The sequence below is a fragment of the Anabaena sp. FACHB-83 genome (genome assembly GCF_014697485.1).
In the GTDB taxonomy this organism is placed as follows: domain Bacteria; phylum Cyanobacteriota; class Cyanobacteriia; order Cyanobacteriales; family Nostocaceae; genus Nostoc_B.
This window is the reverse complement of sequence record NZ_JACJRY010000025.1, coordinates 25,343-44,496: the sequence shown is the minus strand read 5'-3', so window position 1 is coordinate 44,496 and position 19,154 is coordinate 25,343. Positions and strand designations below refer to the sequence as shown.

The window sequence follows — 19,154 nt, the reverse complement described above, 5'->3', positions numbered from 1 at the left end:
TGGCACTATCTTACTGAAGATAATTAGCGATCGCTCATATTGATACTCTTGTTTACATAGATAGCGATCACCCTCAAAAATCCTAAAGCAATTTTTACTAACTATCTGTTATCCTCAGCCAACTAAAAATTTATTTGATCTCAGAAATCTTTACTGAGGAGATGATTAGAATTGTTGACATACTTGCAGCAATTCTTTGGAGTCTTGTGTTTTTGTTTCGTCGCGGGTTCCCGGCCCTACATTGTACTTGTCGCCCTTGTTCTTGAAGCCAGGTCTTTTTAATTCTTTGCTACTGGTAATATGTACATGCCATTCTGGATTGATACGTAGACGCTGTACAGCATTGAAGTAGAAAGTATATGCAGTATCCTCTGTACCTGTAAGTTCAGGAACTTTGTATGTTCCACCCTCCACTACGATGGCTTTACTTTTAATCAGAGTAATCAAAGTTTTGATTTTGATATTAATTGTTGATTTATCCTGCATATCATTCCAGTTGCTTGCCAAAGTAGTCAGTGCTTCTGTGTCGTTTACCTCACCTTTAGCCAGCACACTTAACGCAGTTTTTCGAGCTTCTTGGCTGTATCCTTGTAGAGAATTCAGGACTACTGTTAAGTTCCATTCTTTATTTTGACAGGTTGTGGCACATTTTTTGATTATCTGAGCCTCTTCCGTTATGTTTTGAAAAAGAAGTAGTTGTTCGGCAGTAACACCGAGTTCTTTCAATTTTTCTTGCTCTGCATTTGCTTTTTCAATCGCTACAATCGCCTCTTTTATTCTGTCCTTATCTATTGGAGTTGGAACGAGATCGTTTCCTTCGTCATCCCAGCTATCAGATTCTTCTCTACGTAACCATTCTTCAAGTTTTTCTTTTGGGGCATTTTTTATGTCTTCTTCTGTGACATCACTGGTATCATTTAGTGTGTCTTTAAACCTTTGGATAGCTTGCTCATAAGATTTTGATATCTTTAACGTACCACCACTTTGCTGCACTACATGAGTCAATTCATGGGCGATTAATTCCTGTCCTCCACGGTTTCCTGGCTGATATTCTCCTTGGCGAAAGAAAATATCTTTTCCTGTGGTGAAGGCTTTTGCTTGAATTGATTGGTTTAACTCGTCAGATTGAGCATCAGCGTGAATCTTTACACCACTAAAATCAGCGCCAAAGGCTTGTTCCATTGGTTCTCTGATACTTTCTGTTAGTGGCTGTCCGCTACTTCTGGCTTGTTGGATTGACTGTTCTAAATCAGGTTTTGCAGTCATTCCACCTGCACCAGACAAACGCTGCACTATTGGTTTCATACGGACTTCTTCTTCTTCCGGTGCTGCTTCACGCTGAATGTTACCGGAGATGGGTTTCATACGGACTTCTTCTTCTTCCGGTGCTACTTCACGCTGAATTTGTTGAGTTTCTGGTGCATTAATTTGCTGAACAACATCTGCTGCTAACCTATCTGCTTCCTGTTCGTATTTGTCACCCGGTTGACCAATGGTAAGCTTCATTTGAATGGGTGATGGTTGCAGAGTCACACTGCTAGGAAATACAGATATATTTGGCAGGTTTCTTTTATTGCCTGATTTAGCCTGCAAATCAGAGGTTTGGTTGTTGGTGATTTCTTCATCTGGCTGGACGACAAAACGGCGTGGTGCGAATTGATTGGTGGTTGAGGTTTCAGCAGAATTTGTCGAGGTCTTTTTTGTTTTGTATTGTCTCGTATACATTTACTCAACTCTCCCAATCTGTGAAGTAGTAGTGAATCATCCAGACGTAGTTAGTATCAATTTTGGCACTATTATTGAGAAATTAGTTAGCGATCGCCACCATTGTTCACAGAGTTAAAAGCAGGCGATCGCATTTTAATTTACTACCTGAAATATAATTCTGCTAAATCCAACCTTTGACCTCAGCATCTGTCAACTGTCGTTCTAATTTTGCGTATTCACTCTTAGCAGCTTGTAAAATATATTTCATTTCTACCGCTTCCCCTGCATCGGCGGCTAAAAAGGCGGCATTCAAAGCAATGTTACGAATATTACCGCCGGATACATTCAATTTTGCCAATTTACTAAAGTCTAAATCTTGGGTGGGTGTTTGCTGCGGAAAGATGCGTTGCCAAATCTCGTTGCGTTGGGTGACATCGGGGAAGGGAAACTGGACGATAAACCGAATCCGGCGCAGAAATGCTTGGTCTAAGGAAGCTTTTAAGTTGGTGGTGAGAATCGCTAATCCTCTGTAAGATTCCATACGTTGGAGTAAGTAACCGACTTCAATATTAGCGTGGCGATCGTGGCTGTCTTTCACTTCGCTACGCTTACCAAATAAGGCATCTGCTTCATCAAACAGCAAAATTGCGCCGCCTGCTTCTGCTGCATCAAATACGCGGCGTAAGTTTTTCTCTGTCTCGCCAATATATTTACTCACAACTTGGCTTAAATCTATACGGTATAAATCTAAACGCAGTTCATTAGCTATGACTTCAGCAGCCATTGTCTTACCTGTACCACTAGCACCCGCAAATAAGGCACTAATCCCTAAACCTCTACCGCCTTTGTTGCCAAATCCCCACTGTTCATAGACTTTAGCCCGTTGTCGGACATGGGCTGCAATATCGCGTAAAACTTGGCGTTGGGCTTCTGGTAAAACTAAATCATCCCAAGTGACACCTGATTCAATTGGTTGGGCTAATTCATCTAAACGCGATCGCGCTTGAGAACGGCAGGTATCCCATAATAGAGTGCTGAGTGAGGAGTGGGGAGTGGGGAGTGGGGAGTGGGGAGTGGGGAGTTGATTGGTGAGTTTTGATTTACCTATGGCTTCTGTGCAAACTGTATGAATAGTGGCGGCGCTGAGGCTGAAGTGAGAAACTAGGGTATCTACGTGACCGTTGAGGGTGGTGGCTACTTCACCTAAAGCATTTTGCCAGATGATGCGTTGTTCGGCGGTGGTGGGTTTGGGAACGTCGATCGCAATTATTGGTTTTTGGGTACATCGCCTGCGTTCACGGCTAATAATAATGAGGGGACTGGAGATATTTGTCATCAAACGAGCGATCGCACTTTCTTTGGCAGCATCGTTACTATCACTTTCCTCACAATCTAATAGTAGTACGCTGTTGGTGAGCATAGCTTCTCGATCCCAAAGCCGCAATAAATCATTGATTTCGTTGGTTCGCAGGTTAGTAATTGCACCTGCTGACATGATGTATAAATTAAGATTAAGTAGCTGACAAGCTGTAGAGGCGATCGCTTTTTTACTACTTACTTCATCCCCACATAATTGAATGATTGGTAAGGTTGTTTCTCCTCTAGTATTTGCCCAAGTTGTTGCTAATTGTTCTGCCAAAATCTGATGGGAATTTACATGGGCAATATTTTGAGGTTCCAGAAATTTCACCACACCTTGTAATCTCTCATCCAAATTATTCAACCCTAGTAAATAATGTAAAATTCGCTCATCAATTCGTAAGGGACTGAGATTCAATCCAGAACCTTCCGCAATTTGAATTAACTGCCAACGTCGTAAAGGTGCATCAGGTGTTAAAGCATTCCAATGTGCTTGAGGTAAAACTAATGTAGCCAACATAAAATTTGGATAAGGTTTACCCACACCACCTGGTGCATTGGTACATGAAAAACCCCAATTTGGGTCTAATTCCATACCAACGCACAATAGTAAAATATAACGTTCAAAATCTGTCAAACTAAAAATCCGACAAAGATTATTCAGTGCAGCATTATTCCAAGTATTTTTAGCACTCAATTCTAATGGCAAATTTTCTTGATTATTTTCTAATAAATTCCGAACTACAGATAGTTCATTCATCAAATAATTATAATTATTGACTTGTAATTGCATTTAGTATTTATCCTTCTTTGAAAATTTAACTATTGTCTATAGCAATCCTAAATTTTTTATAAACATCTCTCTCCCTTGCCTACCTTGTCTCTATATTGTTCACATCTGAACTATGACGTTTATTTGTGCATACTTACTTAAGTGTCACAATTGGTGGTTGGTGCGTGACGCTATAAATCTGATGACTACGTTCAAATCTTCTCCTTGCGTCACACACCCTACAGAAAAAATATGCCAGTTGCATAAGTCTTAATAAGATAGAAAATTTAAGAAATAACAACTACTGGCCCGATATATTGTTCAAATGTGGGACTGTTAGAGTCTGCATCAACTGTGAATAAACTTTCTGCACCATCTACAATTAACCGGACTAAATAACTTCCTGGTAAACAATCATGAATTGCAAAGGTAATTGAGTTAGAACTATTGCGGCGATTTTTGGTTTTATCAGTAGAATAACCAGTAAATTGGGTGAGGGAAAGTTCTGTTAAAACTAACGTTACTTGTTGTGTTTTCTCAATGTTTAAGTTAACAGTAATAGTGATATCTGCCGATCGCGGTTCATTGCCTCTACCATGTACATTAGATACAGTGATATCTAAAATAGTCGGGCGTAATAAGAAAGGTACAACATTAGAATTTACCTTAGCTTGGGGATGAATTACTTGTAAACTCTGGACACCAGCCCTGAGAGATTCTACCGGGATAGTAGCCAGATTTAAGGTGATTTGCTTGTCTGTCACATCTTGGGGAGTGGTTGTGATATCACCGATGCGGACTTGGGTAATATCTGCGCTTAATTTATTTCCTTGAATTAATAATGTACTGTCAGCCAGAATTAAGGATGTAGCTGCATATTGGGTTTGCCAAATTTTTGCTATTTCTTCTACTACTTTGATTTGGGCGATCGCAGGTTGATATGGTGTAACATGACGCTGAAGATTGCGGACAGGTAAGGGTTTTTTCGGAAGTTCACCGCTATCGATTAACACCACACTGGCTTTATAAGCTAATGATAAAGCATAAGGTGTTTGAAAAAATACCGTCCAAATTTTGGAAATTTCTTCGATATTCAAATCAACGGGAGAAATGGCGATCGCTTCTACTTGTTCGGCTAAATTAGAATCAGCTAAAAATGTCAAAGTTGCATCGCTGACGGTTTCTTGAATCATTGCTTGGGTAAGAATCGATTTGCTGTTGAAGGTGCGAACAACACTACCCATAAGGCGCTGTGGTTCTAGTTCTACATCGTTACCGTAACAAGTCAACAAGTAGTATAAATCTAAACCTGTTTGCTGTCGTTTAGTATATTTCTCATCAGAATAGCGTTGTCTTAAATCAGCACTCCGCCAAGCACTATTCAGCAGAATATCATAAAGATAAATGTTCACTCCTGCTTCTGGTGTAGCATTATTCAAGCGGTCTGGTCTTAGGGTTGTCACTCGCGCACCATCCACATCTATTTGAACACTGGCTTGCAATGTTCTTTGCAAAGTTGCGGTGACAGTGGCGATGGCTAAATGGTTACTCATTGTTATAGTGCTGAGTGCTGAGTGCTGAGTGAATTTTTATAGTGTTAGGTAATGAAGAAAGTGAGACATTAAAGTTTTTGAAAGTAAAAAGTAATGATTTTAGTTGAATAATATTTAACAACTTGTCTCTCAACATTTTTCTCATAAACTCCTGGTTATTATTCATATATTACTCAGCACTCAGCACTCAGCACTCAGCACTCAGCACTTTCAACTCAGCACTTAATCATGGACAAACCAAACCGAGTTTTAAAGCTTTGACAATAGCTTGGGTGCGGCTGGTGACGCTTAATTTTTCAAAGATGGCTGTTAAATGTGCTTTGACTGTGGCGACTGTAATATATAAATGGCCTGCGATTTGTTCGTTAGAAGCACCTTGAACTAACCAATTTAAAACTTCTTGTTCTCTTTCTGTGAGATGAATACAATGATTACCAAAGTTTAATGAATTGCCTGTGTAGTAGTGAAATAATCTAAAAAAGGCAGTGGCGACGGCTGGTGGTAAATAAACTTGATGATTAATGACAGTATTGATAGCTTCGCACAATTGGGTTGCTAATTGGTCTTTAAATACATAACCACAAGCACCAGCCTGCATAGCACGAAATATCCATTCATCTTGTTGATGAGCAGATAATATTAATACTTTGCCGTTATAAGATAATTCTCCCAGACGGTTGAGGGCAGTAATGCCGTTTTCTGGCGGTAATTCTAAATCTAGTAAGATTAACGCTGGATGTTGTTCAACAGTTAATTTTACTGCTTGTTCAACAGATGCAGCTTCTCCAATTACATTTAATCCTATATTACTGCTACTTGTATAAAAGTTTAATAAGGTGCGTATTCCTTGACGAAAATGCGGTTCGTCATCAACAAGTAGAATCGAGATTACCTCTTTTTTAGGATTCATGGTAGTGTGCCTGGGATGTTAAAGAAAAGCCTGAAATCTGAGTCAGCAAACCATCTGAAACTGTGAGAAGCTGGCAATATAGCGTTGCTCGGTTGAGTACAGTAAAGAGATAGAGGCTAGAAGCTAGATGAATATATTTCATTGGAATAAAAAACGCTATATTAAATCTGATTGCTTTTTACTTTTACCTTTTTACTTTTGACTTTTATGGGGTAATGTAAAGGAAAATTGAGCGCCACCTGTGGGGAGATTTTCTGCCCATAAGTTACCTTGATGTGCCAAGATAATTTTTTGGGCGATCGCTAGTCCTAAACCTGTACCACCGAATCGTCGAGAATAATAAGGCTTAAATATTTGCTTCAAATCTTCTGGTGCAATTCCCGAACCGCGATCGCAAATTTCTATTAACACTTCATGACTATAAGCGCACCAATTACAAGTGATTGTCCCACCAGTTGGACTAAAATGAATCGCATTTCCTAATAAATTATCAAACACCTGTTTCATCTGCCAGTTATCTACTGTGACATATACAGGCTCTTCAGGATATTGAATGGTTAAGTTTTTTTCTGTTAGTAAGTGCTGTAAAGTTTTAATACATTCCCTAGTAATTGTTTGCAAATTATATTTTTTTAAGTTTAAGTTTGCCCGTTGTCCCCGGTAAAGTAAATCAGTTAATTTCCCACTCAACTCATCGACAGTTTGGCGAATCAAGATTGCTTGTTCTTGTAAACTACCCTCTGGTAATGCCAAGCGCAGATTTTCAGCATAGAGATTAATCAATGCTAAAGGATTTCTCAGTTGATGTTCTGCTTGTCCGAGAATTTGAGATAAAGCTAAGATTTCTTGTTGTTGTTGCGATCGCTCTCGACAAATCACTAAATAATTACTTAATATTTGAGCATTCCCCAGCAGTAACTGTTGCTGTTCCGCAGACAGCAATTTATGAGTACATATCAATATATATTCGCCGATTGCCAAACTCTGTTTACTTATCCGACAAACATAGCTATGATAAACGCCGGATACTGCCAATTCCGTAACTTGTAGAACTGGTAAATCATCTCGCCACCAAGTTTCTGCTTGCAAATATGCAAAATCTGGATGGAATTTCCCAGACGTAAAAGAATTTGTTTGGTCATCCTGTGTCATCTGCACAGAACATAAATCTTCTGTGCTATACTCTGCCACTATCTGCCGTTTTTCTGTTGCTAAATCGTAATAAACCGTCCAGATAGCCACATTTGGCAACAAGGCTTTTAATTGTTGAATAGTCAGCTGACAAATTTGGTAAAAATTTAACTCTGGCAGTTTATTTTCTAAATTGTTTACCAACCAAGGTCGCGGCAATTGAGAGGTTAATTTTTGTGTAGCCACCCTCATCCTATTTTACACTCCGAAACACTATAGCAACTCAGAAGCATTAGAAATGCTACCCAATCTCAAATATTTTTGCTTGGAGAAATTATGCTTCTTACTGTATAAATACGGACGAAATCAGCTTACTCTACAGCTTGTAAAATTGGGGAATTTAAAACAATAATTTTACAATATCGACCAAAGTCTAATAAACGCTAGACATCTAGATCCCTAAGCTAGAAAGAGTTAGCCCAATAGTGGCAAATTAGCCAACAAAAAAGCCTGATTCCAAGGTTTATTTTGTGCTGTCAGCCCTCCACCTTCCAATACGGTTCGCTTAAGATCCCCCCGCCTACGGCGACCCCCTTAAAAAGGGAGTAAAAGATAATTTTCAGCCCCCCTTTTTAAGGGGGGTTGGGGGGATCTCAAAATACTAAAACGTTAGCCGAACCGTATTGCGCCAACTTCCGTAAGTCTTGTAGCAAAGTAGTTGCTTTTTGCTTGCGGAACTCTGGTAAGAACGCTTCAATCTCCATAGATTCATACTGGCGGTAAAAACCTACCAGCCAGAGTGATTAAGGGAGCATTTCAGTCACCCTGCTGTTGTGTTTTATGATCCCAGCTGCTACCCAGACTTTAGCAAAAATTTTAGCTGGCGGGATTTCCCTGCTCAGTACAGAGCAAATTGATTTCAACCATCCTGGTGTGAAACAGAATATCAACCCTAGACTGAATTTATATTGTTACAACATTCAAGAAAGTGTTGACAAACAACAGTCTAATTGTCAGCAACCGGCAGACAAAAGGAAATTATTCTTATTAACACCAAGGTGGTTTGAACTCTCATTTTTGGTAAGTGCTTGGGATTTTACCAGTTTAAGTGAACAGCGTATCTTATCCGAGGCATTAATACTACTTTTGCATCATCATTCATTACGAGAAGAGGTGCTGGCTCCAGCACTGCGCGGTCATGGCGAATTAGCAATGACCGTTTCTGCTATTCATCCTTTGGATGCTGCGGCTTTGTGGAATGCGTTAGGAGTACCATTGCGTCCAGCTTTGTATGTGACATTAACAATTCCCCTAAACCTGGATAGTGATTTTGTCACTGAGCCAAGTTTGGTTGACTTTTCAAAACCAACACAAAAAGTCTGAAGTGTGAAGTCTGAAGTATGAAATTTTATCCTTCATACTTCAGACTTCACACTTCAAAAATTAGGAAAACCAAATTGTTATGCCAAGATTAGATTATTTTGCACCTGGTGTCTACGTTGAAGAAGTAGACCGAGGTAGTCGCCCCATAGAAGGGGTAAGTACGAATATCGCCGGCTTTATCGGTTTTACCGAAGATGTCAGAGGCGATGCGGAATTGTTTAAACCGATGCTGGTGACATCGTGGAACGAATATTTAGAATACTTTGCTAAACAAGGTTCTGATGGTTACACCGATTTTGATGCTTATTTACCTTTTGCGGTAAATGGTTGGTTCCTCAACGGTGGTGGACGTTGTTGGGTAGCGAGTATCGGTACAAAACTACCCGGTTCTCAGCCACCACCGCCAGAAGAAACCGCCTTAAAAATTCGCACCAGTGGGAACCGTCCTGCTTTAAGTTTTGCCCTTAAGCCAGCTGAAGATGATGATGACGGTGGTGCAGAAGGCAGAATTAACGTTTCTGTAACGGAAAGTGAACCGCGTCCGCCAGAAAACCCAGAAACAGAACCACCCGTAAATACTGGTGAATTTTTCAAAGTCTTAATTAGCCGCAACGGTGAAATTCTAGAAGAATACGACCACTTATCCATGAACCCGCAAATTGATGCGGCTGTGGGTAGTTATGCGGTGACAGCTTTGCAAGATTCGCAATTTGTCACGGTTGCAGACTTAGAAACACCAGGACAACCCCTGTCTCGCCGTCCAGCTAACGGTAATTACGAAGTTAGTCCACCGCCAGTAGTTTCCACCCCTGACCGTTTCCCCAGAGATGTGCAAGGTGTGAGAGACGATCGCACCGGGATGCAAGGTATCTTTGAAATTGATGAAGTTACCATGATTGCTTTTCCTGATTTGATGCGGGCTTATCAAAACGGCATCTTGGATTTGGATCAAGTCCACGGCATCATGGAAGCGATGGTGAGTATGTGTGAAAATACTGCCCCTAACCGGATGGTAGTATTAGACCCACCCCCATGTAAAGGCGGTGGCGCGGCTGTACCTCCCACCCAGGTGAAGCCCCAGCATATTGCTCAGTGGTTGAGTGCATTTAATAGGCGATCGCAATTTGCCGCCCTCTACTATCCTTGGATTAAAGTCCCCAACCCCCGTAACGGTGGTAGACCAATTTTAATTCCTCCCGCCGGTCACATGCTGGGCGTTTGGTGTCGCACCGATGAAACTCGCGGTGTCTACAAAGCACCCGCCAACGACACACCCAGAGGAGTCATTGGTTTAGCCTACGAAACCAACCTCCGCGAACAAGAATTACTCAACCCACTAGGTATTAACTGTATCCGTACTTTCCCCAACCGTGGTATCCGCATTTGGGGCGCTCGCACATTGGTCGAACCAGATAACGTGCAATGGCGTTATATCAGTGTCCGCCGCTTGATGAGCTATATCGAGAAATCCGTAGAACTCGGTACTCAATGGGTAGTATTTGAACCCAACGACCAAGACTTATGGGCGCGTGTGACTCGTACCGTCAGTAACTTCCTAGAAAGACTCTGGCGGGAAGGTGCTTTATTTGGTGCTTCGGCTGCGGAAGCTTTTTACGTCAAATGCGACTCCAGCATTAATACCCACGAAACCATGATGTTGGGGCGGTTGTACATCGAAGTTGGTGTTTGTCCTGTGCGTCCGGCGGAATTTGTCATCTTCCGCTTTAGTCAATGGTCTCCTAACCAATAAAAGTAGGTGCAGAGGTGTAAGGGAAACCATACTCCCCTACACCCTCACACCCTTGTACCCTCTATTACAAACTAAGGAACTACAAAGATGCCTGAATTAAAACCAATTGCTGCTAGTAATTTCTACTTTGAAATTGATGGCATGACCGATATGGCTTTTAGCAAAATTGGTGGTGTCAAATTTGAAGCTAAAGTCAAAGGTCAAGATAAACCTTTAATGTCTACAAAAGGTGGCGTTACTGTCAGACAAATTAACTCGGCTGGATTTGAAGGACTATTTACAATTGACGTTTCTACCCTTATGAGTGGGGATAGTGATAGCACCAGCAAAAAAATGTATGATTGGTTTAAAAAATGTATGCCCAAAACTGAAAAAGGTGAAGGCAAATGGGCAGACAGTAAAAAAACTGGAGCTATAGTTGCCTACGATACTGATGGCAATGAAGTAATGCGTTGGGAATTAAAAGAAGCTTGGCCTTCTCAATATAAAATCGGAGATTTAGATGTGAATGGCAACGATTATATTGAAGAAACTTACACTTTAACTTGTGAAAATATGAATCGCAAAAAATAGATTTTGCCTAATTTTTAGTTAATTAATTATTACCTATTTATCTGGAGGTTGATTTATGCCAGAGTATATCTCTAATGCCAAGTTCTACTGGGAAGCTGACGGACTGACAGAAATTTTAATTCAGAAAATCAGTGGAATGCAAATGAAAATGATAGTTGCAGGTGGAGATGCACCTATTGGTGTCACCAAAGATGGTAAAACTCAAACCCAAGCTACTATCGGTGGTGTAGAATGCTCAGAAATCACCATTGAGTGTGTAGCAACTGCTGATTCTAAACAACTGCTTGATTGGTATAACAAATGCCATGCTGAAGCTCTTTCAGGTGGTAAATCAGAAGGACGCAAGAGCCGGAAATTAGGTAAACTTTCTATCTATGATGGTGAGCAAGAAAAAATTCAATACGAATTTACAGATGTCTTTCCTACCAGCTACGGAACAGGTGATTTTACAGCAGGTAGTGGTGATTTATTAACTGAAACAGTCACCGTTGGTTTTACTTATTTTGAAAGGAAGAAGTAAGTAGAAGTGTGAAGTGTGAAGTGTGAAGTGTGAAGTGTGAAGTGTGAAGTATGAAATTAAAATCATACCTTTTGCCTCCTACCTTCCCACTTCAGACTTTTATTTCATATTTTATATAGTAAAATATATGGCTGACTTTCCCGAAATTCTGACGAATAGCCGATTTTATCTGGAATTAAAGCTTACTGGTAGCCAAGAACCTGTGGATGGCTATTTTATGGAATGCCAAGGTTTTCAAACTACACAAAAAGTAATAGAAATTTCCGAAGTTACTCCCCAAACTTGGGGGAAAAGTGGTAATACAAGTGGTAGAATTATCACTACAAAAATCCCTGGTAATATATCTTATTCTAATATTGTGTTACGGCGTGGTTTAACTATTTCTATGACTATGTGGAATTGGTTAGCGGCTGTACAAGAAAGTAAATGGGGTGACGAAAGACGTGATGGTTCTTTGGTCATTTATAATCAAGCTGCGGAAGAAAAATTTAGATTAGAATTTAAAAATGCTTGGCCTGCTAATTATAAAATTAATGATGTGAGTGCCTCTGGTAGTGAACATGAAATTGAAGAAATAGAAGTAGTAGTAGAAGAATTAAAACGAGTAAAAGTAGCATAGAATGTTGCAAACTGAATTTGAATTTACTTTACCGAAAGGGTATCTTGATGCAGATGGTAATTTACACCGTAAAGGTGTGATGCGTTTATCCAGAGCGATGGATGAAATTATTCCTTTACGTGACCCCCGTGTAAAGTCAAATCCAGCTTATGCAACAGTCATTATTTTATCTCGTGTCATTACTAAATTAGGTGCTTTAGATGAAGTGACACCTGCGGTTGTGGAAGATTTTTTCGCCTGTGATTTAAGCTATTTACAAAATTTTTATCGTCAAATTAATGAATTAGAAGAAGTGGGGAGTGGAGAGTAGGAAATAGGGAGTAGAAGAAAATCACAAATGACAAATAACAAGTAACCAATGACAAGCATTTATACAGAATTTAATTTTACTCTTCCTAGAGGTTTATTAGATACTGAGGGGAATTTGCATCGCCAAGGTGTGATGCGGTTGGCGACAGCAAAGGATGAAATCATTGTCCAAAAAAATCGGGCTGCTCAGGAAAATGTCACTTATGCTGCTATTGTTATGCTCTCACAAGTAATTACTCGTTTGGGAGATTTAACAGAAATTACTCCAAGTTTACTGGAAAATCTTTTCTCTAAAGATTTGGCATATTTGCGAGAGTTTTACAATCGAATTAATCAGCAAGGCGATGCAGAAATTCCTGTCCAGTGTCCCCAATGTCAGACTAAATTTCAAGTGGAGTTGGCTTTAGTGGGGGAATCATAGGCTACCCCTCAGATTTACTACATGAGGAGGTAGCCTGTATTGCATTTCATTTCCACTGGAGTTTAGCAGATATTATCACTTTAGAACATTCTGAGCGTCAACGCTGGGTGAATGAAATCGGTAAAATAGTCCAGCCAGAGTAACTGAGAAACTTTATATCATATAGGCAAATTTTTGGGTACATACTTTAGGAAGATGCCCTACTATTTAACTCAGTCTAAATTTATTCTGGTGTGTCAAATAACTGCTTTCTACAGAGGTTTAGCTCAAGGCTAAACCTTTTTTATGATTGATGGTGTTGTAAGAAAATAAACGCTACAAAATAACTGGTTATTTCAGAATAAATTTTACCATAAATCTCAGATGTAACTAAATTGTTTCTATCCTTAGACAGATAGGTGAAATATATTATGTTCAAAATTAATAGGGTAATCATAAATGATTTATCAAAGTCTCCCTTATCTTCGTTATTCGCATATCATAATTTCTAATTTTTGTACACAACTAGAAGGAAGATGAACTACATCTAGTAAGGAGATAAATTATCTAGATATGGTAAACACCTGGTATATATGGGCTTGGCTAATGTCCAAGCCTTTTTCATATTTTTGAGACAAACAAATTTATTTTCAAAGTAGTAATTATTAAAATATTTGCTGTATTTATATTATGTAATATGCCCGCAATTTATGTGTTATTTAGAAGTGGTTACTTTCTGTCTTAAGCTCATATCAATTTGCCTGTTGTTTAGGTACATCCTCAAGATAGATGAGGTCTATGAAAGAAAATCATAAATTAATTGAGTACGTTGTTAAGCACAGCAATTTTTAAGGTTTGGCTCTTGACCAAACCTTTTTTGTTGTTTGATTTTTGGAAAAATATATTTATGTTTATTGATGGGTAGTTTAAGCCGAAAAAGATAATTTTTGATTTTTGTATTATCAGTTATTTAATTATTTGTATACATCCTTTAGAGAGATGAACTAACGGATGACCTGGGATAAATTAAGCTTGGTGTAGTAAATGCTTGGTATACATAAAGGCTTGGTTCACCCAAGCCTTTTTTTGTACATCTTTGCAGTGTCATATTATGACGAAATCTGAGCTTACCTGTTTGGCGATCGCACATAAGTCAATCACACTCAGAATATTAACCCAAGTTTATTACATCCGTAATTTTATCCGAGTTTACAAAAAATTGTTGAAATACTTACATTTTGCTTTATAGTACTACGTGTCAAGCAAATAGTCTAGCAAGTAAACTGTTGAAGTTTCATTAAGACAACCAATATTTAGACTTTCCGTGGGAATCATATAGACAATTCCGCTAACAACGACTAGAGGTGATTACATCCGATGAATTTATGTAAATTCCCGGTAATCTTACTTAACTAAACATTACATTATGTCGGATTTGGACAAAGCTGATTTTTTTTAAGTGTAACCACTGAGAAAAATCTAGTTAAATTTTGCTAATTTAGCAGTGTTCTTTAAGATTTGCTTATCTAAAAGTTGATGAAAAGTCAGGGGATAGTTTTAATTTTTACTGTTGGTAAAGTTAACTCTCCTGATGCTGACAATTTCAACAGCAGTAATTAATTTAACTTTTCATTACCCATATAAATAAAAGATGTAAATGCCAACAGCCACAGCATCAAGTTACGATCCCCTAAATTTAAACTTAAGTATTTGTAGTATTTTTGACGCAAGAACTGAGTTTTATGGGGAATAGTAACTAAAAATGTACGAATTTATATGAAACGTCTTGAATGTAGCTGAAGTAAATGCAAAATCTAACTCCTATGAGTAGTCACCGGTTAATCCAAAAACTACATCCACTATCTTTATTAGCACAGCTAACTAGTCGGCGTGCGACGGGTTGCTTACGTGTATTTACTGGTTCAACTTCATGGTCAATTCATCTTGAAGAAGGTAAACTGACTTATGCTTCTTCATCTGATAAGGTGTTTGAGAGGCTTGATAATCAGTTGCGGCGCTTGAGTTTAAATATTCCCTCGCTCAATAGTGCAACTCGCGTCCAAATGCGACTGATGTTTGAACCAGCCAATGAAAATCTGTCAATCCCATATCCAGATTACCAAGCAATTTGTTGGTTAGTAGAGCAGCGTTACATTAGTTCTATGCAAGCAGCTACTTTAGTAGACGAATTAGCTAAAGAGGTGCTGGAATCATTTTTAATTTTAAAAGAAGGAACCTACGAATTTTATCCTGACAGTTCCTGGAATGAACTACCAAAATTCTGCCAGTTAGACTTGCGTTTGGTAGTGGAATATTGCCAAAGACAACTACGACATCGTTACCATACCCAGCAACCAGCGAATGTTGCTAAAGGTTCGCCAGTTTTACCATCAATTAATGCGCTATCGCAGAAAAAGACATTAACCAAAAATAACAATTTTGACTCTGGCGAAAATGGCAATCAAAAACATATCAAGCCACGGGAAAGAAATAGCTTATGTACAGTTGCCTGTATTGATGATAGTCAAACTGTATTAAATTCTATCAAATTATTTTTAGATGAAAATACATTTTCAGTGGTGACAATTAATGATCCAGTTAAGGCATTAATGCAGATTCTCCGCAGTAAGCCTGACTTGATTTTGCTAGATGTTGAAATGCCTAACTTAGATGGTTATGAACTTTGTTCATTGTTACGTAGGCATTCAGCCTTTAAAAATACACCCATCATTATGGTGACTGGAAGGACAGGATTTATTGATAGAGCAAAAGCCAAAATGGTCAGATCATCTGGCTATTTAACTAAACCTTTTACTCAATCAGAATTGCTGAAAATTGTGTTTAAACATATTAAATAATACTGTCTTAACTACAATAAGGAGAATTAGGAGTGAGTTTAACTTTGGTTGGCACAATTTTAATTGTTGAAGATTCACCCAGCGAATTAGAATTGATGAGCCATTATCTCAAAGAAAGTGGCTATAACGTTATCAAAGCTAGTGGTGCAAAAGAAGCTTTAGAGCAAGCTATTTCACAAACGCCAGATGTGATTGTAACTGATGTTGTGATGCCAGGAATGAGCGGTTTTGAGTTGTGCCGTTCACTGAAAAAAAATCCCGCAACCCAAAAGTTACCCATAGTTATTTGTAGCTCCAAAAATCTCGAAATTGATAGATTATGGGCTATGAAACAAGGGGCAGATGTGTATCTGACTAAACCATACACCAGAGAACAGTTATTAAGAGCTATTAAATCAGTGGTGCTTTAATCAATGAATAATACTAACGTCATCCTTGCGGAAAAACCACTCCAAAATCATCTAGGAGATGGCTATTTAAAGTTTCAGCTAAATCAACAAACGGCGGCAATATTGGCAATGAATCACACTCAAGAAGCCGTGATTTTGCCTGTAGAAGCGATAACGCCTATGCCCAATATGCCGGGATGTATTTTAGGCTTGATGAATTGGCGTAGTCGAATAATTTGGGCGATTGATTTACCCCGAATGCTGAATTTAGAAGCGATAGATACAAGAAGACAACAGTATAACGTCATTGTGATTAAAGCAGAATCACTGCTTTTAGGTTTAGTTGTACAAGAAATTAAGGGAACAACTAAAATTTTGGTTGACGAGATTCATTCTCCAATTGGGCAAGTAGCATCTAGTTTAGTTCCTTATTTGCGCGGATGTGTTGTACAGCAAGAAGAAATTTTACTGGCGTTAGATGCACAAGCAATTGTGCAGTCTTCTATTCTCCGCAGTGATTAAGTTATCTGATAACAGATAACTTTAAATATTTTTTGATGTACCTATGCAGGAGAAGTTCAGCATGTTTAATAAAACTGATACGGCTAAGAGTGGTGATGGAATAAATCGTGCTTCGTTAATTGCATCTAGCAAGGTTTCTGAGAATAAGATATCTCTGAAGACTAGTTCTCAGACAGTTAATTCTGATGGCGAAACACAGCCGAATTTGGGTGGGAATTTTAAAAGGCTGAGTTTAGAAACTAAAGCCACAATTTTAGCGATCGCCATCAGTACTATACCAGCCTTATTCATTGGTGCGATCGCCTACCATCTAACCAGTAAATCCTTAACCAAACAAATTACCCAATCTCAAACGACGGAAGCTGTTGATTTAACTGAGAAAGTTAACCGCTTTATGTCCGACAGATATGGAGATATTCAAATCCTGGCTAACTCGCCTTTATTTGCCAAGGGCAACCTCACCAGCAATACTAATAATTCAGAAAAGCAGGCGTTACTCGATAAAATCCTCACCAATTATCAAAATTATAATAGTATTGCGGTCTTTGATACCGAAGGCAATGTGATTGTTCAATCTTCGGGTGAACCGATAGAGAACCAAAAAGACAATAGTTATTTTCAGGCGACACTACTCAAAGATGCGGCTGTGATTATACAGCCAGAAAAGTCTAGTGATATTTATCTTGCTGCCCCAATTAAAAATAGCACCACAGGTAAAACTTTAGGCATAGTCAGAACTAGTCTCCCAACCAAAGCTTTAGCCGAAACCCTCAAAAACTATGCTGTGAATGGCTATCAATATGCTTTAATAGATAACTCTGGCAAAGTTTTCTTAAGTTCACGCCCAGAATTATTAGGCAAAGAAGCAAAAGCCGAATATCCTGGTTTAGCCAAAATTCTCACCACCAATAATATTGCTACACTCACAACCGTTCCCCAAAGCCAGCGTAAACGGCAATTAATTAGTTACGTCCCAGCACCCAAAATTGCAGGTTTATCTGATTTAAATTGGCAAGTATTACTCATCAATGATGCGGCAATTTTATACGGTACACAACAACAATTGTTGTGGATTGTCACGATTGGCATAGCCTTGATTGGAATAATTGTAGCAGCGATCGCAGCTTGGTTAGCCAAACGTACCACACAGCCCATCATCAATGCCACCGCCGCCGTCGCCAAACTCGGACAAGGTGAACTCAACACCCGCCTCGCCTCCCAAAGAGAAGACGAATTAGGCGTATTAAGTGCCAATATTGATCACATGGCTGCCAAATTGCAGGTATTAGTCAACGAACAAGTTGAAATTGACCATACCAAAACCATCATTCAAGCCACATCCCCAGAAGAACGCCCCACACAAGAAGCCTTACAACTGCAACTCTTAGAACTACTCAACGACATCGAAGGTGCAGCTAGAGGTGACTTAACAGTCCGCGCAGATGTTACAGATGGCGAAATTGGCACTGTGGCTGACTTTTTCAACTCTATTGTCGAGAGTTTGCGAGATATCGTCACCCAAGTTAAACAAGCAGCTACCCAAGTCAACACGGCTATTGGTTCCAACGAAACAGCTATTCAAAAACTTGCCGACGAAGCCCTAGTACAAGCCGAGGAAATTAACCGCGCCTTAGATGCTGTGGATAATATGACTCATTCTATGCAAGCAGTAGCCAATAGTGCGGAACAAGCCGCTACCGTGGCGAATAACGCCGCCCAAAATGCTTCTAAGAGTGAAGAAGCGATGTATTTAACAGTGCAGAATATTCTGTCTCTGCGGGAAACTGTCGGCGAAACTGCCCAAAAAGTTAAACGTTTAGGCGAGTCTTCCCAACAAATTTCTCGCGTCGTCTCTTTAATTAATCAAATTGCCATGCAAACCAACTTACTCGCCATCAACGCAGGTATCGAAGCCGCCCGCGCAGGTGAAGAAGGACAAGGTTTTGCTGTGGTAGCCGAAGAAGTAGGTGAGTTAGCAGCCCGTAGCGCCGCAGCTACCCAAGAAATTGAACAAATTGTCGAGAACATTCAACGAGAAACCAGCGCCGTTGTGCAAGCGATGGAAATTGGTACTACCCAAGTTGGTGAAGGTGCGCGGGTAGTAGAAGAAGCCAAACAAAATCTCGGACAGATTTTTGATGTTTCTCGTCAAATTGATTCTTTAGTACAGTCTATTTCTTCTGCAACTGCATCTCAAGTGCAAACATCGCAAACTGTCAGCTTGTTAATGCAAGAAATCGCTGCCATTTCTCAGCGTACCAGAGATTCTTCTAGCTCTGTTTGCCAATCTCTCAAACAAACTGTCGAAATTTCTCATAAGTTGCAAGAGACTGTTGAGACTTTTAAAGTGAATTGATTTTGTCACTTGTCCTTTGTTGACGAATGACAAATGACAAGTG

General features: G+C 39.4%; 18 protein-coding genes. 13 read left to right on the top strand and 5 right to left on the bottom strand.

All coding sequences use genetic code 11. From position 1 onward, the window contains the following. Positions 1-165: 165 nt before the first annotated feature. The 5 genes from H6G79_RS24345 to H6G79_RS24325 form a co-directional block, all read right to left on the bottom strand. The gene (locus tag H6G79_RS24345; RefSeq protein WP_190592545.1) at positions 166-1,725 is read right to left on the bottom strand and encodes a DUF4157 domain-containing protein; all 1,560 of its coding nucleotides are present in this window, start codon (positions 1,723-1,725) and stop codon (positions 166-168) included. Positions 1,726-1,888: 163 nt separating this feature from the next. Continuing rightward, complete coding sequence (locus H6G79_RS24340) at positions 1,889-3,859, bottom strand: ATP-binding protein (protein WP_190592546.1); 1,971 nt, start codon at positions 3,857-3,859, stop codon at positions 1,889-1,891. Between the two features lie 266 nt (positions 3,860-4,125). Beyond that, positions 4,126-5,391 (bottom strand): DUF4255 domain-containing protein, encoded by a 1,266-nt coding sequence (locus H6G79_RS24335; RefSeq protein ID WP_190592547.1) that lies wholly within the window; start codon positions 5,389-5,391, stop codon positions 4,126-4,128. Positions 5,392-5,617: 226 nt separating this feature from the next. Continuing rightward, on the bottom strand, positions 5,618-6,301 hold the full coding sequence (locus H6G79_RS24330) for a response regulator transcription factor (RefSeq protein ID WP_190592548.1): 684 nt from the start codon (positions 6,299-6,301) through the stop codon (positions 5,618-5,620). 192 nt (positions 6,302-6,493) lie between these two features. Further along, on the bottom strand, positions 6,494-7,684 hold the full coding sequence (locus tag H6G79_RS24325; protein WP_190592549.1) for a sensor histidine kinase KdpD: 1,191 nt from the start codon (positions 7,682-7,684) through the stop codon (positions 6,494-6,496). Positions 7,685-8,272: 588 nt separating this feature from the next. On the opposite strand from H6G79_RS24325, the gene H6G79_RS24320 reads away from it, so the two are divergent. From H6G79_RS24320 to H6G79_RS24265, 13 genes are all read left to right on the top strand, one after another. Continuing rightward, positions 8,273-8,815: a Pvc16 family protein gene (locus tag H6G79_RS24320; RefSeq protein ID WP_190592550.1), complete on the top strand. Its 543-nt coding sequence runs from the start codon at positions 8,273-8,275 to the stop codon at positions 8,813-8,815. A gap of 79 nt (positions 8,816-8,894) precedes the next feature. Continuing rightward, positions 8,895-10,565: a phage tail sheath C-terminal domain-containing protein gene (locus H6G79_RS24315; RefSeq protein WP_190592551.1), complete on the top strand. Its 1,671-nt coding sequence runs from the start codon at positions 8,895-8,897 to the stop codon at positions 10,563-10,565. 87 nt (positions 10,566-10,652) lie between these two features. Continuing rightward, positions 10,653-11,138: a phage tail protein gene (locus tag H6G79_RS24310; protein ID WP_190592552.1), complete on the top strand. Its 486-nt coding sequence runs from the start codon at positions 10,653-10,655 to the stop codon at positions 11,136-11,138. Positions 11,139-11,193: 55 nt separating this feature from the next. Continuing rightward, positions 11,194-11,658, top strand: coding sequence for a phage tail protein (locus H6G79_RS24305; RefSeq protein WP_190592553.1), 465 nt, complete (start codon positions 11,194-11,196; stop codon positions 11,656-11,658). A 127-nt stretch (positions 11,659-11,785) separates the two neighbouring features. Next, positions 11,786-12,277, top strand: a complete 492-nt coding sequence (locus tag H6G79_RS24300; RefSeq protein WP_190592554.1) for a phage tail protein — start codon at positions 11,786-11,788, stop codon at positions 12,275-12,277. Position 12,278: 1 nt separating this feature from the next. Continuing rightward, complete coding sequence (locus H6G79_RS24295) at positions 12,279-12,587, top strand: hypothetical protein (RefSeq protein WP_190592555.1); 309 nt, start codon at positions 12,279-12,281, stop codon at positions 12,585-12,587. 48 nt (positions 12,588-12,635) lie between these two features. Continuing rightward, positions 12,636-13,007 (top strand): phage tail assembly protein, encoded by a 372-nt coding sequence (locus H6G79_RS24290; RefSeq protein WP_190592556.1) that lies wholly within the window; start codon positions 12,636-12,638, stop codon positions 13,005-13,007. Next, entirely contained in the window at positions 12,971-13,150 is a 180-nt protein-coding gene (locus H6G79_RS37675; RefSeq protein WP_313934165.1) for a DUF6760 family protein, read from the top strand. Before H6G79_RS24290 ends, H6G79_RS37675 begins: the two co-directional genes overlap by 37 nt. A 947-nt stretch (positions 13,151-14,097) precedes the next feature. Beyond that, positions 14,098-14,235: a hypothetical protein gene (locus H6G79_RS24285; RefSeq protein ID WP_190592557.1), complete on the top strand. Its 138-nt coding sequence runs from the start codon at positions 14,098-14,100 to the stop codon at positions 14,233-14,235. A 556-nt stretch (positions 14,236-14,791) separates the two neighbouring features. Further along, positions 14,792-15,844, top strand: a complete 1,053-nt coding sequence (locus H6G79_RS24280) for a response regulator (protein ID WP_190592558.1) — start codon at positions 14,792-14,794, stop codon at positions 15,842-15,844. Between the two features lie 32 nt (positions 15,845-15,876). Further along, positions 15,877-16,254 (top strand): PleD family two-component system response regulator, encoded by a 378-nt coding sequence (locus tag H6G79_RS24275; protein ID WP_190592559.1) that lies wholly within the window; start codon positions 15,877-15,879, stop codon positions 16,252-16,254. A gap of 3 nt (positions 16,255-16,257) precedes the next feature. Beyond that, a complete protein-coding gene (locus tag H6G79_RS24270; RefSeq protein ID WP_190592560.1) occupies positions 16,258-16,755 on the top strand; it encodes a chemotaxis protein CheW in 498 nt (165 codons plus the stop codon). Between the two features lie 61 nt (positions 16,756-16,816). Further along, positions 16,817-19,111 (top strand): methyl-accepting chemotaxis protein, encoded by a 2,295-nt coding sequence (locus H6G79_RS24265; RefSeq protein WP_190592561.1) that lies wholly within the window; start codon positions 16,817-16,819, stop codon positions 19,109-19,111. Positions 19,112-19,154 lie beyond the last annotated feature (43 nt).

Excerpts from the sequence above, each read along its gene's own strand:
- H6G79_RS24305 (WP_190592553.1), top strand. The coding sequence starts at position 11,194 with ATGCCAGAGTATATCTCTAATGCCAAGTTCTACTGGGAAGCTGACGGA.
- H6G79_RS24300 (WP_190592554.1), top strand. The coding sequence starts at position 11,786 with ATGGCTGACTTTCCCGAAATTCTGACGAATAGCCGATTTTATCTGGAA.
- H6G79_RS24295 (WP_190592555.1), top strand. The coding sequence starts at position 12,279 with ATGTTGCAAACTGAATTTGAATTTACTTTACCGAAAGGGTATCTTGAT.
- H6G79_RS24325 (WP_190592549.1), bottom strand. The coding sequence starts at position 7,684 with ATGAGGGTGGCTACACAAAAATTAACCTCTCAATTGCCGCGACCTTGG.
- H6G79_RS24335 (WP_190592547.1), bottom strand. The coding sequence starts at position 5,391 with ATGAGTAACCATTTAGCCATCGCCACTGTCACCGCAACTTTGCAAAGA.
- H6G79_RS24330 (WP_190592548.1), bottom strand. The coding sequence starts at position 6,301 with ATGAATCCTAAAAAAGAGGTAATCTCGATTCTACTTGTTGATGACGAA.
- H6G79_RS24320 (WP_190592550.1), top strand. The coding sequence starts at position 8,273 with ATGATCCCAGCTGCTACCCAGACTTTAGCAAAAATTTTAGCTGGCGGG.
- H6G79_RS24345 (WP_190592545.1), bottom strand. The coding sequence starts at position 1,725 with ATGTATACGAGACAATACAAAACAAAAAAGACCTCGACAAATTCTGCT.
- H6G79_RS24290 (WP_190592556.1), top strand. The coding sequence starts at position 12,636 with ATGACAAGCATTTATACAGAATTTAATTTTACTCTTCCTAGAGGTTTA.
- H6G79_RS24280 (WP_190592558.1), top strand. The coding sequence starts at position 14,792 with ATGCAAAATCTAACTCCTATGAGTAGTCACCGGTTAATCCAAAAACTA.
- H6G79_RS24265 (WP_190592561.1), top strand. The coding sequence starts at position 16,817 with ATGTTTAATAAAACTGATACGGCTAAGAGTGGTGATGGAATAAATCGT.
- H6G79_RS24310 (WP_190592552.1), top strand. The coding sequence starts at position 10,653 with ATGCCTGAATTAAAACCAATTGCTGCTAGTAATTTCTACTTTGAAATT.
- H6G79_RS24270 (WP_190592560.1), top strand. The coding sequence starts at position 16,258 with ATGAATAATACTAACGTCATCCTTGCGGAAAAACCACTCCAAAATCAT.
- H6G79_RS24315 (WP_190592551.1), top strand. The coding sequence starts at position 8,895 with ATGCCAAGATTAGATTATTTTGCACCTGGTGTCTACGTTGAAGAAGTA.
- H6G79_RS24285 (WP_190592557.1), top strand. The coding sequence starts at position 14,098 with ATGACGAAATCTGAGCTTACCTGTTTGGCGATCGCACATAAGTCAATC.
- H6G79_RS24340 (WP_190592546.1), bottom strand. The coding sequence starts at position 3,859 with ATGCAATTACAAGTCAATAATTATAATTATTTGATGAATGAACTATCT.